This window comes from Tsukamurella tyrosinosolvens (assembly GCF_900104775.1).
Taxonomy (GTDB): domain Bacteria; phylum Actinomycetota; class Actinomycetes; order Mycobacteriales; family Mycobacteriaceae; genus Tsukamurella; species Tsukamurella tyrosinosolvens.
The window spans coordinates 1-12962 of sequence record NZ_FNSA01000004.1; the positions used below are offsets into that span (position 1 = coordinate 1).

Here is a 12962-nt window from a genome sequence, read left to right on the forward strand (position 1 = left end):
AGGGCGTCGGCGACGGCATTGCGGATGTGCTGCAGGTGGTCGCGGGCGAGGCTCTCCGCGAGGTGCTCGTCGCGGTCCCTGACGGCGTTGACGAGGCCGAGGTGTTCGGCGTGGTCCCGGGGACGGTCGGCGTACTGGTGCCGGATCTCGACCTGGTCCAGGCGGCGGCTCTCGAGGAGCGACTCGATGGTCTCGCCGAGGAGCCGGTTTCCCGAGGCCTGCGCGAGGACGACGTGGAAGTGCAGGTCGGGCGAGGCGACGCCGGCCGGTGGCCGGAGCGCGTTGTCGGTCGCCGCGGCGAGTCGCGCGAGGTCGGCATCGGAGCGATGCCGAGCCGCGAGGGCGGCGATCGACGGTTCGAGCGCCAGGCGGGCGTCGGCGAGTTCCAGGGCGGCGCGGAGGTCGCCGCGCGGGGCGTGCGGGTTTCCGATCACGCGCCGGCGGACGCCGTCGCCGACGTAGGTGCCCGAACCGTGGCGGAAGCGCACCACGTCGATGGCCTCGAGTCGGCGGAGCGCCTCGCGCACCGTCGGCGTGGTCACGCCGAAGCGCTCTGCGAGCTGCCGCGAGGACGCCAAGGCGTCGCCCGGTTGGAGCTCCTCGGTGCGGACGATCTCCACGATGCCGTCCGCGATCCGCTCGGACAGGGACCCCGTCGTCTGATTCATAAAGTGACTAAATCACTTAGTCGGAGGATGTGTCAAGGGTCACATCGGCGAGCTCCGTACGCGGCGGCGGCCGCGGGGGTGTCAGGCGGGCTTGTCCGCACCCACCAGCCCATCGGGGGATAGGGGAACGCTGCCGGGCGTCAGGCGGGCTTGTCCGCACCCACCAGCCACATCGAAAAGTATTGCGATCCGCCGCCGTAGGCGTGGCCGAGGGCTTTCCGCGCACCGTCGACCTGGTAGTCCCCGGCGCGGCCCATGACCTGCTTGGCGGCCTCGGCGAACCGGATCATGCCGGACGCGCCGATGGGGTTGGACGAGAGCACGCCGCCTGACGGGTTGACCGGCAGCGTGCCGCCGATCTCGGTGCCGCCCGACTCGGTGAGCTTCCACCCCTCGCCCTCGGGGGTGAAGCCGAGGTTCTCCAGCCACATCGGCTCGAACCAGGAGAAGGGCACGTAGATCTCGGCGGCGTCGACCTCGCGCAGTGGATCGGTGATGCCGGCGTCGCGCCACAGCGCGGCCGCGGCGTCCTGGCCCGCGCGGGGGCTCACGTGCTCGCGGCCCGCGTAGGCGAGGGGCTCGGTGCGCATGGCGGTCGCGAGGACCCAGCCGACCCGGTTGCCGGTCGCGGCCTCCGACGCGGCGGCGGCCTCCTCGTCGCCGAGCACGATGGCGCAGGCACCGTCGGACGACGGGCAGGTCTCGTCGAATCGGATGGGATCCCAGAGCATCTGGGACGCCTGCACGGACTCGAGCGTGATGTCGGGCTGGTGCAGATGCGCGAAGGGGTTGCGTGCGCCGTTGCGCCGGTCCTTCACCGCGACCATCGCGCCGACGTGGTCGGGCGCGCCGGAGCGCCGGATGTAGGAGCGGACGTGCGGCGCGAAGTAGCCGCCCGCGCCGGCGCCGACGGGCACGGTGAACGGGACCGGGATCGACAGCGCCCACATGGCGTTCGACTCCGACTGCTTCTCCCACGCCACCGTGAGCACCCGCTTGTGCACGCCCGACTTGACCAGGGCGGCAGCGACGGCGGCCGTGGACCCGCCGACCGAGCCCGCGGTGTGCACGCGCAGCAGCGGTTTGCCGACGGCGCCGAGCGCGTCGGCGAGGAACAGCTCGGGCATCATGACGCCCTCGAACATGTCCGGCGCCTTGCCGATCACGATGGCGTCGATGTCGGCCATCGTGGTGCCGGCGTCGAGCAGCGCGGCGTCGACGGCCTCGCGGATCATTCCGGCCATCGAGACGTCGGTGCGCTTGGCGCGGTGACGGGTCTGGCCCGTTCCGAGTACGGCGGTGGGCTTAGCCATCACTTGGCCTCCATCACGGCGATCAGGTTCTGCTGCAGGGCGTGCCCGCCGGTGGCGTGCGCGAGGACGCGTTCCGCGTCGCCGTTCCACACGGCGCGGGCTGCCTCGCCGATCCGGGCGAGACCCGCGGAGAACATCGGGTTCCCCACGAGTGCACCGCCGGACGGATTGATCCGTACGTCGTCGCCGAGCCCGATCGCGCTGCGCAGGATCAGTTCCTGGTGCGTGAACGGTGCGTGCAGCTCGGCGAGCTGCACTCCGTCCGCCCCGGCGGCGCGCGCCGCGGCGGTGGTCGACGGCGACCGGGTGAGATCTCGTGAGCCCAGTGCGGGCGAGTCGATCCGGTGCTCGAGGCCCGTGATGAACGCGGGGTTCTCCCGGATCTCGCGCGCCCGGTCCGCCGAGGCCAGGATCGCGACCGCGGCACCGTCGGTGACGGGCGCGATGTCGTGCCGGCGCAGCGGATCCGCCCACAGCGGTTCCTCCAGCAGGGTCTCCGCGTCGACGGTGCGCGACACCTGCGCCGCCGGATTCGCGGTCGCATCGGAGAGGTTGCGCGCGGCGACCGCGGCCATATCGGCTTCGGTCCACGCGCCGGAGTCGATGCCCGCGCGGGCCTGAAGGGCGGCGACGGACACCGAGTCGGGCCACAGCGGCGCGACGGTGTACGGGTCGAGCTGCATGGTCAGCGTCCGTCGCAGCACGCCGGCCGAGGACTTGCCGAAGCCGTAGACGAGGGCGGTGTCGATCTCGCCGGTGCGGATCTTCACCCACGCCTCGTACAGCGCCCACGCGGCGTCCATCTCCACGTGCGACTCGTTGATCGGCGGCACGGCGCCGATGGAGTCGATCGCCGCGATGAACGAGAAAGCCCGTCCCGCCAGGTAGTCCGACGAGCCGGAGCACCAGAAACCGATGTCGGACTTGGTGAGACCGGTCTGGGCGAAGACGTCGGCGAACAGCGGGATCAGCATCTCCACGCCGTTGGTGGTGGTCTGGGCGGCGCGCAGCCACGGGGTGGCGGCGTAGCCGACGACGGCGACGGAGCCGTCCGGATCGGTGCAGGTGCGTGTGCTCACAGGTGCTTCTCGTAACTGGAGTAGGGGGCGTCCGGCTCACCGGTCGGTTCGAAATGCGAGATGTTGCCGGGACTCTCGGTCCACTCCTCGCGCGGCTTCCACACGGCCCGCACCCGCATGCCCATCCGCACCTCGGACGGATCGCAGCCGAGGACGAGGTGGAGGAACGGGATGTCGGCGCCGTCGATCAGCACGTAGGCGGCGACGTACGGGGGCTTGATCCGCTGGCCCTGGAAGGGCACGTTGACCACGCAGAAGGTGGTGACCACGCCGGTGTCCGGCAGGTCGACCTCCTCGGTCGTGGGGATGCCGTCGATCGGGCAGGCGTTGCGCGGCGGCACGTAGACGTTGCCGCACGTCCCGCATCGCTGGCCCAGCAGCCGGCCCTCGGCGAGGGCCTGCAGGTACCGGGTCTCCGGCACGGAGGCCGAGTGCTCGAGCCGCAGCGCGACCGGGGTGACGAGGACCTCGATGGGCTCGCCCGACGGTGCGGCGACCTCGGGGACGCCGTCGCCCTCGCCGGGCACGAAGTGCGTGATGTCGCCGATCGCGCCGGTCGTCTCGGCGGCCCAGCGGGCGTGCACCCGCATGCCGGTCGAGATGTCCTCGGGGCCTGCGACGTCGACCGCGTGCAGGAGAGCGGTGTCGGCACCGTCGAGCCTGATGAGGGCGTACGCGAAGGGCCGGTCGAAGGGCTGTCCGTCGACGGGGTGCGCGTTCCAGCTCCAGCTGGTCACCGTGCCTGTGTCGGAGACCGGCACGATCTCCGTGAGGGCGGCCGTGGTGTCGGGATCGAACTCCAGCGGAGGCACGTGCACCCGCCCGGCAGCGTCCCGGGTGCCGACGATGCGGCGCTCGCGGAGGTTCGTCATGACGCGCCCAGGACCGGTCCGAGCGACCGGGTGTAGTCGAAGGACAGGTGCATCGGCGCCGAGAGGGTCTGCGTTTCGCGGTCACCTCACGAGTGAAACATGTTCTAACTTTTTGGCGCAAGGGTATCCCGGAAACGGCGGTCAGCCCTTACCGTGGAAAAAGTTCCCACCGCGTTACGCGCGGGTATTCCGCAACGATCCACGAGGTGTTCCATGGACGATCTGCACCGCGAGCCGCTGGCCGGAGACATCCTGCTCGGCTCCCTCGCCGCCTATCCCGACCGCGTCGCCGTTCACGTCACCGGTGCTGACGGTGACTCCGTGCTGAGCTACGCGCAGGTGCGCGATGAGGTCAGCCGCTACGCGCAGGCGTACGCCTCCGTCGGGCTCGGCGTGGGCAGCCCCGTCGCGATGCTGTCGGGCACCGGCACGAGGTGCTGATCGCCCAGTCGGCCAACCTGATCACCGGCGTCCGCTTCGCGGCGCTGCACCCGATGGGCTCGCTCGACGACCACGTCTACGTGATGGAGGACGCGGGATCGAGACCCTGATCTACGACCCGCGGCGTCGACAGCGGGGCGAGCCACGGTCCGATCCCCGCGTCCCACCGAGACTGGCGTCGAGGACCATCGGGCGCCCGCGAAGCGGACGCCGGTGATCAGGTTGGCCGACTGGGCGATCAGCACCTCGTGCCGGTTGCCCGACAGCATCGCGACGGGGCTGCCCACGCCGAGCCCGACGGAGGCGTACGCCTGCGCGTAGCGGCTGACCTCATCGCGCACCTGCGCGTAGCTCAGCACGGAGTCACCGTCAGCACCGGTGACGTGAACGGCGACGCGTCGGGATAGGCGGCGAGGGAGCCGAGCAGGATGTCTCCGGCCAGCGGCTCGCGGTGCAGATCGTCCATGGAACACCTCGTGGATCGTTGCGGAATACCCGCGCGTAACGCGGTGGGAACTTTTTCCACGGTAAGGGCTGACCGCCGTTTCCGGGATACCCTTGCGCCAAAAAGTTAGAACATGTTTCACTCGTGAGGTGACCGCAGAAACGCAGACCCTCTCGGCGCCGATGCACCTGTCCTTCGACTACACCCGGTCGCTCGGACCGGTCCTGGGCGCGTTCATGACGAACCTCCGCGAGCGCCGCATCGTCGGCACCCGGGACGCTGCCGGGCGGGTGCACGTGCCTCCGCTGGAGTTCGATCCCGACACCACGGCCGCCCTCACGGAGATCGTGCCGGTCTCCGACACAGGCACGGTGACCAGCTGGAGCTGGAACGCGCACCCCGTCGACGGACAGCCCTTCGACCGGCCCTTCGCGTACGCCCTCATCAGGCTCGACGGTGCCGACACCGCTCTCCTGCACGCGGTCGACGTCGCAGGCCCCGAGGACATCTCGACCGGCATGCGGGTGCACGCCCGCTGGGCCGCCGAGACGACCGGCGCGATCGGCGACATCACGCACTTCGTGCCCGGCGAGGGCGACGGCGTCCCCGAGGTCGCCGCACCGTCGGGCGAGCCCATCGAGGTCCTCGTCACCCCGGTCGCGCTGCGGCTCGAGCACTCGGCCTCCGTGCCGGAGACCCGGTACCTGCAGGCCCTCGCCGAGGGCCGGCTGCTGGGCCAGCGATGCGGGACGTGCGGCAACGTCTACGTGCCGCCGCGCAACGCCTGCCCGATCGACGGCATCCCCACGACCGAGGAGGTCGACCTGCCGGACACCGGCGTGGTCACCACCTTCTGCGTGGTCAACGTGCCCTTCCAGGGCCAGCGGATCAAGCCCCCGTACGTCGCCGCCTACGTGCTGATCGACGGCGCCGACATCCCGTTCCTCCACCTCGTCCTCGGCTGCGATCCGTCCGAGGTGCGGATGGGCATGCGGGTGCGGGCCGTGTGGAAGCCGCGCGAGGAGTGGACCGAGAGTCCCGGCAACATCTCGCATTTCGAACCGACCGGTGAGCCGGACGCCCCCTACTCCAGTTACGAGAAGCACCTGTGAGCACACGCACCTGCACCGATCCGGACGGCTCCGTCGCCGTCGTCGGCTACGCCGCCACCCCGTGGCTGCGCGCCGCCCAGACCACCACCAACGGCGTGGAGATGCTGATCCCGCTGTTCGCCGACGTCTTCGCCCAGACCGGTCTCACCAAGTCCGACATCGGTTTCTGGTGCTCCGGCTCGTCGGACTACCTGGCGGACGGGCTTTCTCGTTCATCGCGGCGATCGACTCCATCGGCGCCGTGCCGCCGATCAACGAGTCGCACGTGGAGATGGACGCCGCGTGGGCGCTGTACGAGGCGTGGGTGAAGATCCGCACCGGCGAGATCGACACCGCCCTCGTCTACGGCTTCGGCAAGTCCTCGGCCGGCGTGCTGCGACGGACGCTGACCATGCAGCTCGACCCGTACACCGTCGCGCCGCTGTGGCCCGACTCGGTGTCCGTCGCCGCCCTTCAGGCCCGCGCGGGCATCGACTCCGGCGCGTGGACCGAAGCCGATATGGCCGCGGTCGCCGCGCGCAACCTCTCCGATGCGACCGCGAATCCGGCGGCGCAGGTGTCGCGCACCGTCGACGCGGAGACCCTGCTGGAGGAACCGCTGTGGGCGGATCCGCTGCGCCGGCACGACATCGCGCCCGTCACCGACGGTGCCGCGGTCGCGATCCTGGCCTCGGCGGACCGGGCGCGCGAGATCCGGGAGAACCCCGCGTTCATCACGGGCCTCGAGCACCGGATCGACTCGCCCGCACTGGCTCACGAGATCTCACCCGGTCGCCGTCGACCACCGCCGCGGCGCGCGCCGCCGGGGCGGACGGAGTGCAGCTCGCCGAGCTGCACGCACCGTTCACGCACCAGGAACTGATCCTGCGCAGCGCGATCGGGCTCGGCGACGACGTACGGATCAATCCGTCCGGCGGTGCACTCGTGGGGAACCCGATGTTCTCCGCGGGTCTCGCCCGGATCGGCGAGGCAGCCCGCGCCGTGTGGAACGGCGACGCGGAACGCGTCCTCGCGCACGCCACCGGCGGGCACGCCCTGCAGCAGAACCTGATCGCCGTGATGGAGGCCAAGTGATGGCTAAGCCCACCGCCGTACTCGGAACGGGCCAGACCCGTCACCGCGCCAAGCGCACCGACGTCTCGATGGCCGGAATGATCCGCGAGGCCGTCGACGCCGCGCTGCTCGACGCCGGCACCACGATGGCCGACATCGACGCCATCGTGATCGGCAAGGCGCCGGACATGTTCGAGGGCGTCATGATGCCCGAGCTGTTCCTCGCCGACGCGCTCGGCGCCGTCGGCAAACCCGCTGCTGCGCGTGCACACCGCGGGCTCGGTCGGCGGGTCCACGGCCGCCGTCGCTGCCGCCCTGGTCAAGTCGGGCGTGCACAAGCGGGTGCTCACGGTGGCGTGGGAGAAGCAGTCGGAGTCGAACGCCATGTGGGCGCTGTCGATCCCGGTCCCGTTCACCGTGCCCGTCGGCGCCGGCGCGGGCGGCTACTTCGCGCCGCACGTCCGCTCCTACATCCGGCGCTCCGGCGCGCCCGACCACGTCGGCGCGATGGTCGCGGTGAAGGACCGGCGCAACGGCGCACGCAACCCCTTCGCGCATCTGCACCAGCCCGACATCACGCTCGAGTCCGTGCAGGCGTCCCAGATGCTCTGGGATCCCATCCGATTCGACGAGACCTGCCCGTCGTCCGACGGTGCCTGCGCCATCGTGCTCGGCGACGAGGAGGCCGCCGCCGCGTCGGAGGCCGCGACCGGCAACCGGGTCGGCTGGGTCCTCGCGACCGCCATGCGCACCGAGCCCCTCGCCTACGCGGGCCGCGAGCACGTGAGCCCCCGCGCGGGCCAGGACGCCGCGGCCGCGCTGTGGCGCGACGCCGGCATCACCGATCCACTGCGCGAGGTCGACGCCGCCGAGATCTACGTGCCCTTCTCCTGGTTCGAGCCGATGTGGCTGGAGAACCTCGGCTTCACCCCCGAGGGCGAGGGGTGGAAGCTCACCGAGTCGGGCGGCACCGAGATCGGCGGCACGCTGCCGGTCAACCCGTCAGGCGGGTGCTCTCGTCCAACCCCATCGGCGCGTCCGGCATGATCCGGTTCGCCGAGGCCGCCAAGCAGGTCATGGGCCGCGCCGGGGACTACCAGGTCGACGGTGCGCGGAAAGCCCTCGGCCACGCCTACGGCGGCGGATCGCAATACTTTTCGATGTGGCTGGTGGGTGCGGACAAGCCCGCCTGACGCCCGGCAGCGTTCCCCCTATCCCCGATGGGCTGGTGGGTGCGGACAAGCCCGCCTGACACCCCCGCGGCCGCCGCCGCGTACGGAGCTCGCCGATGTGACCCTTGACACATCCTCCGACTAAGTGATTTAGTCACTTTATGAATCAGACGACGGGGTCCCTGTCCGAGCGGATCGCGGACGGCATCGTGGAGATCGTCCGCACCGAGGAGCTCCAACCGGGCGACGCCTTGGCGTCCTCGCGGCAGCTCGCAGAGCGCTTCGGCGTGACCACGCCGACGGTGCGCGAGGCGCTCCGCCGACTCGAGGCCATCGACGTGGTGCGCTTCCGCCACGGTTCGGGCACCTACGTCGGCGACGGCGTCCGCCGGCGCGTGATCGGAAACCCGCACGCCCCGCGCGGCGACCTCCGCGCCGCCCTGGAACTCGCCGACGCCCGCCTGGCGCTCGAACCGTCGATCGCCGCCCTCGCGGCTCGGCATCGCTCCGATGCCGACCTCGCGCGACTCGCCGCGGCGACCGACAACGCGCTCCGGCCACCGGCCGGCGTCGCCTCGCCCGACCTGCACTTCCACGTCGTCCTCGCGCAGGCCTCGGGAAACCGGCTCCTCGGCGAGACCATCGAGTCGCTCCTCGAGAGCCGCCGCCTGGACCAGGTCGAGATCCGGCACCAGTACGCCGACCGTCCCCGGGACCACGCCGAACACCTCGGCCTCGTCAACGCCGTCAGGGACCGCGACGAGCACCTCGCGGAGAGCCTCGCCCGCGACCACCTGCAGCACATCCGCAATGCCGTCGCCGACGCCCTCGCGCGCAGGAGGCCGGCCGATGACCAACCGACTCGCCTCCATGACCTCCGCCGAGGCGCGGCACGCGGCAGCCGCCGGCCCCGTCGTCCTCCTCGCCGCCGGCGCGCTCGAACAGCACGGGCCGGGCATGCCGCTGGGTACGGACACCGTCCGCGCCGAGGCCGTCACCGCGCGGGTTGCGGACGAATTGGGCGACGCCGTCGTCGTCGGCCCGACGATCCCGGTCGGCGTCTCGCCGCACCATCGCGGGTTCGCCGGCACCATGACGCTGTCCACCGCGACCTTCGCCGCGGTCCTCACGGAGTACGTGGACAGCCTCGCCCACCACGGATTCCGTCGATTCCTCGTGGTCAACGGGCACGGCGGCAACAACGCCGTCCTCGGCACGACCGCCCAGGACCTGCTCCGCACCCATCCGGACGTCGAACTCGCCTGGGTCGGCGTGTCCGCCCTGGCGAAGGACGCGGTCGCGCGCCTCGGAGTGAGCGAGGTCCACGGCCACTGCGGCGAGTCCGAGACGGCGCAGATGCTCCACGTGGCACCCGATCTCGTCCGGTCCGAGCTCCTCGAGCCCGGCACCACGACCCTCGCGCAGATGGAGCCCGTCGCGCGCCTGTCCCGCACGCCCGACTTCAATCTCGCACTCGCCTGGGAGCGATTGAGTCCCAACGGCGTCCTCGGGGACCCGACCCGCGTCAGCGCCGAGGACGGACGACGCATCATCGATGAGTCCGTCGCGAACCTCACCCGTCTCGTCCGGGAGTGGCGCGCCTAGCCCTCCCCCGATCAGCCACCCACACGCCCGGCGACCGCCGCCGGACGTCGGACGAGCGCGCCCGAGACCCGGTCGCGCGGAACGGAAGACCATGCAGAACCGTCGAACCACACGCTGGGCCGCCCTCCTCGCCGCGGCGGCGGTCGCCACCGTCTCCGCTCCCGCCGGTGCGCAACCCGCCTCGGCGCCGCGCCCCGCCCACCAGCCGCGGTGCGACGGTGCCGGCGACGTCCGGCCCGGCACCACCGCCGTACGGACCGTCGCGAGCGGCGATCGGTTGCGCAGCTACCGGATCCACGTCCCGCAGGGCTCCGACGGCCGTACCCCGCTCCCGGTCGTTGTCGCCTACCACGGCCGCGGGCAGCACCGGGGCCGAGCTCCAGGAGTACTCCGGCCTCTCGGCTCTCCCCGCCATCGCCGTCTTCCCCGAGGCGTCGTGGGCACCGGCGGCGGCGAACGCCAGGCCTGGCAGGGCGCGCCGTACGCGCGCCGGGCGTCGACGACGTGGCCTTCACCGGGACCTGCTCGACGACATCGAGCGGCGCGCGTGCGTCGACCGCGACCGATCTACGCCACCGGCAAGTCCAACGGCGCCGGCCTCGTCAACCTGCTCGCGTGCCGACTGCCCGACCGACTCGCCGCGATCGCGCCCGTCGCCGCCGCGGTGTACCCCCGGCGCGAACGCCGGATGTGACGGGGCCACGCCGAAACCCGTCCTCATCATGCACGGTGACGCCGATGCCACGATCCCGTACGGCGGCGACGCCGATCGGGGCCTCCCGGCGATCGACCGCTGGGCCGGTCAGTGGGCCGCGCGGGCCGCCTGCGCGGCGGAGCCCCGGACCGAGAACCTCGCCGAGGACGTCCTGCTCACCCGGTACCGCGGATGCGGGAACACTCCCGTCGAGATGATCACGGTGCGCGGTGGGGGCCACACCTGGCCCGGCGCCCTCGCCTACAGCGGCGGCGGTTACGTCACCCAGTCGGTCCGGGCCACCACCCTCGCCTGGTCGTTCTTCGAGAACAAGCGCCTCGCCCCGTCGAACGGAGGAATCCGATGACCGCGCCCGACTCCCTCGAGCAGCCGCCCGTCGCGCCGGAACGCCTCCCCCGGATCATCCGGGCGATGGGGGTCATCGAGCGTGTGGGCAACGCACTGCCGCACCCGTTCTGGTTGTTCTGGATCCTCGCCGCGATCCTCGGCGTGGTCAGCGCTGTGATGGCAGCACTGGACGTCAGTGTCGTCTCCCCCGCCGACGGCAAGGAGGTGGTGGTGCGCAACCTCTTCTCGGGCGACGGCCTCGCCATGGCCGCGTCGACGATGGTCGAGAATTTCGCCGGCTTCCCGCCGATGGCGACGATCGTCGTGGTCATCATGGGCGTGGCGATCGCGGAGCGGAGCGGCTTCCTCGCCACCGGGATGAAGGCGGGGGTCTCCCGCGTCCCCGCCTCGTGGTCATCTTCGCCGTCGCGTTCACCCGGCACGGTCTCGCACGTCGCGTCGGCGGCGGCGTACGTGATCCTGGTGCCGTTGGGCGGTCTCGCCTTCCGCGCCGTCGGCAAGTCGCCGATCCTGGGCATCGTCGTCGCGTACACGTCGATCGCCTCCGGCTACGACGCCAGCCCGGTGCCGACCCCGAACGACGCGATCTTCGCGGGCATCACGCAGGCGGCGGCGCGGGTCATCGACCCCGATGCCGTGGTCACGCCGGTGAGTAACTGGTACTTCAACATCGGATCCTCGCTGCTGCTCGCGATCGTGATCACCCTGGTCACCAAGCTCGTCCTGGCCAAGCGCCCCGACCTGGACGCCGATCCGGACGCGGACCTCAGCGACATGGGGACGCTCGCGCTCGAACCCGCCGAGCGGCGGGCACTGCGCCTGGCCGGCGCCACCCTGGTCGGCATCCTCTGATCACGGCGCTGATCATGCTGCCCGCGGGGTCCCCGCTGCGCGGCGACAACGGTTCGATCACCGACTCGCCGTTCATGGAGGGCATCGCCGGCTTCGTCGCGGTCCTCTTCGGCGCCACCGGCGTGGTCTACGGCGTGATCGCGGGCACGATCCGCAAGCCCGCCGACGTCCCCGCCCTCATGGCGCAGGGCGTCAAGCAGATGGCCCCGGTCCTGGTGCTGTTCTTCGCGATCGCCCAGTTCCTGGCGTACTTCGACTGGACACACATCGGCGACGTGCTGGCCGTCGAGGCGGCGGAGCTCATCAAGAACAGCGGTGTCCCCCGTGGCGGTCGTCTTCCTCCTCGTCCTCGGTCTCCTGACCGTCGTCAACATCATGGTCACGAGCGGCTCCGCGATGTGGTCCATCGCCGCGCCGGTGCTGGTTCCCATGCTGATGCTGGTCTCGATCCCTGCGGAGACAACCCAGGCGTTGTTCCGCATCGCCGACTCGGGATCGACCGCCGTGACACCGATGAGCCCGTACTTCATCATGGCGCTGGGCTTCCTGCAGCAGTACCGCAAGAAGGCGGGTATCGGCACCCTCGCGTCGTACACCCTGCCCCTCGCCATCGCCATGACGGTGTCCTGGACCGCGCTGTTCTTCGTGTGGTGGGGGCTCGGAATCCCGCTCGGCCCGGGCGCGCCCGTCCGCTGACCGGCGGAGCGCGAGCGCTCGGGCCCCCGGTCGGCGGAGCACCGCGCCGCCAAGGATCGCCGCGGCCACGACGACCGGGCGAATCCGGCGGGACCCGCGATCCCACCGAACCGGTCGAGAGCGACGCCCGCGCCGACGGGACCCGCCACCGCGCCCACGTTGAGGGCCGCGGTGGCGTAGGACCCGGCCATCGTGGGCGCACGGTCCGCCGCGGAGCCGATCGCGAGGGTGATCAGGGTCCCGCCGACCGCGAACGCGAGCAGGCCGGCGACGGGCACGATCACCGGCAGGACGATCGCGTCGCCACCGCCGACGGCGAGCGCCGTCCACGCGCTCAGCAGGAGCGGGGCGCACACGACGAGAAGGGCCCACGGGCTCGCGTCGGCGACCCTACCGACGAGCGCCACACCGGCACACGCCCCGGCACCGAAGAGCATCAGCACCAACGGGATCCACCCCGCCGACAGCACCTCCTCCACCGGGACCGCGAGGAAGGTCAGCGCCCGAAGGTGCCCGCGTTCACCAGCGCCGTGAGGCCGAGCAGCGACGCCGTCCGTCCGGCGCGCAGCGCGACCAGTTCGGCACGGAGAG

General features: G+C 71.6%; 10 protein-coding genes and 5 pseudogenes. 11 read left to right on the top strand and 4 right to left on the bottom strand.

All coding sequences use genetic code 11. The features are described 5' to 3' along the window. The 4 genes and pseudogenes from BLW32_RS26525 to BLW32_RS26540 all read right to left on the bottom strand — a co-directional run. Positions 1-668, bottom strand: a 668-nt coding sequence (locus tag BLW32_RS26525) for a FadR/GntR family transcriptional regulator (RefSeq protein ID WP_074851106.1), incomplete at its 3' end; no start/stop codon positions are given. Between the two features lie 140 nt (positions 669-808). Further along, the gene (locus tag BLW32_RS26530; RefSeq protein ID WP_068741318.1) at positions 809-1981 is read right to left on the bottom strand and encodes a thiolase family protein; all 1173 of its coding nucleotides are present in this window, start codon (positions 1979-1981) and stop codon (positions 809-811) included. Next, positions 1981-3060 carry a thiolase family protein gene (locus tag BLW32_RS26535; protein WP_068741319.1) on the bottom strand — a complete coding sequence of 360 codons (1080 nt, stop codon included), beginning with the start codon at positions 3058-3060 and terminating at the stop codon, positions 1981-1983. Before BLW32_RS26535 ends, BLW32_RS26530 begins: the two co-directional genes overlap by 1 nt. After that, positions 3057-3985, bottom strand: a pseudogene (locus BLW32_RS26540) (Zn-ribbon domain-containing OB-fold protein). Before BLW32_RS26540 ends, BLW32_RS26535 begins: the two are co-directional and overlap by 4 nt. Before the next feature lie 160 nt (positions 3986-4145). Here BLW32_RS26540 and BLW32_RS26545 point away from each other — a divergent pair. The 11 genes and pseudogenes from BLW32_RS26545 to BLW32_RS28275 all read left to right on the top strand — a co-directional run bounded on the left by BLW32_RS26545 (position 4146) and on the right by BLW32_RS28275 (position 12371). Then, positions 4146-4373, top strand: coding sequence for an AMP-binding protein (locus BLW32_RS26545; RefSeq protein WP_074851108.1), 228 nt, complete (start codon positions 4146-4148; stop codon positions 4371-4373). 627 nt (positions 4374-5000) lie between these two features. Further along, positions 5001-5930: a Zn-ribbon domain-containing OB-fold protein gene (locus BLW32_RS26555; protein WP_068523306.1), complete on the top strand. Its 930-nt coding sequence runs from the start codon at positions 5001-5003 to the stop codon at positions 5928-5930. Beyond that, a pseudogene (locus tag BLW32_RS26560) lies at positions 5927-7004 on the top strand (thiolase family protein). Before BLW32_RS26555 ends, BLW32_RS26560 begins: the two are co-directional and overlap by 4 nt. Next, positions 7004-8176, top strand: a pseudogene (locus BLW32_RS26565) (thiolase family protein). The pseudogenes BLW32_RS26560 and BLW32_RS26565 overlap by 1 nt, the downstream one beginning before the upstream one ends. A gap of 140 nt (positions 8177-8316) precedes the next feature. Further along, positions 8317-8895: pseudogene (locus tag BLW32_RS28455) on the top strand (FadR/GntR family transcriptional regulator); the annotation flags it as partial. A gap of 109 nt (positions 8896-9004) precedes the next feature. Next, positions 9005-9760, top strand: coding sequence for a creatininase family protein (locus BLW32_RS27950; protein WP_068741316.1), 756 nt, complete (start codon positions 9005-9007; stop codon positions 9758-9760). A gap of 91 nt (positions 9761-9851) precedes the next feature. After that, positions 9852-10454: an alpha/beta hydrolase family protein gene (locus BLW32_RS26580; RefSeq protein ID WP_175546332.1), complete on the top strand. Its 603-nt coding sequence runs from the start codon at positions 9852-9854 to the stop codon at positions 10452-10454. A 28-nt stretch (positions 10455-10482) separates the two neighbouring features. Then, positions 10483-10821: an alpha/beta hydrolase family protein gene (locus tag BLW32_RS27865; RefSeq protein ID WP_175546333.1), complete on the top strand. Its 339-nt coding sequence runs from the start codon at positions 10483-10485 to the stop codon at positions 10819-10821. Continuing rightward, positions 10818-11675 carry an AbgT family transporter gene (locus BLW32_RS27955; protein ID WP_217635856.1) on the top strand — a complete coding sequence of 286 codons (858 nt, stop codon included), beginning with the start codon at positions 10818-10820 and terminating at the stop codon, positions 11673-11675. Before BLW32_RS27865 ends, BLW32_RS27955 begins: the two co-directional genes overlap by 4 nt. Before the next feature lie 14 nt (positions 11676-11689). Further along, positions 11690-11938 (top strand): annotated as a pseudogene (locus BLW32_RS28270) (AbgT family transporter); the annotation flags it as partial. Between the two features lie 61 nt (positions 11939-11999). Further along, positions 12000-12371 carry an AbgT family transporter gene (locus tag BLW32_RS28275; protein ID WP_254779376.1) on the top strand — a complete coding sequence of 124 codons (372 nt, stop codon included), beginning with the start codon at positions 12000-12002 and terminating at the stop codon, positions 12369-12371. Positions 12372-12962 lie beyond the last annotated feature (591 nt).

Excerpts from the sequence above, each read along its gene's own strand:
- BLW32_RS26530 (WP_068741318.1), bottom strand. The coding sequence starts at position 1,981 with ATGGCTAAGCCCACCGCCGTACTCGGAACGGGCCAGACCCGTCACCGC.
- BLW32_RS26545 (WP_074851108.1), top strand. The coding sequence starts at position 4,146 with ATGGACGATCTGCACCGCGAGCCGCTGGCCGGAGACATCCTGCTCGGC.
- BLW32_RS26555 (WP_068523306.1), top strand. The coding sequence starts at position 5,001 with ATGCACCTGTCCTTCGACTACACCCGGTCGCTCGGACCGGTCCTGGGC.
- BLW32_RS27950 (WP_068741316.1), top strand. The coding sequence starts at position 9,005 with ATGACCAACCGACTCGCCTCCATGACCTCCGCCGAGGCGCGGCACGCG.
- BLW32_RS26580 (WP_175546332.1), top strand. The coding sequence starts at position 9,852 with ATGCAGAACCGTCGAACCACACGCTGGGCCGCCCTCCTCGCCGCGGCG.
- BLW32_RS27865 (WP_175546333.1), top strand. The coding sequence starts at position 10,483 with ATGCACGGTGACGCCGATGCCACGATCCCGTACGGCGGCGACGCCGAT.
- BLW32_RS27955 (WP_217635856.1), top strand. The coding sequence starts at position 10,818 with ATGACCGCGCCCGACTCCCTCGAGCAGCCGCCCGTCGCGCCGGAACGC.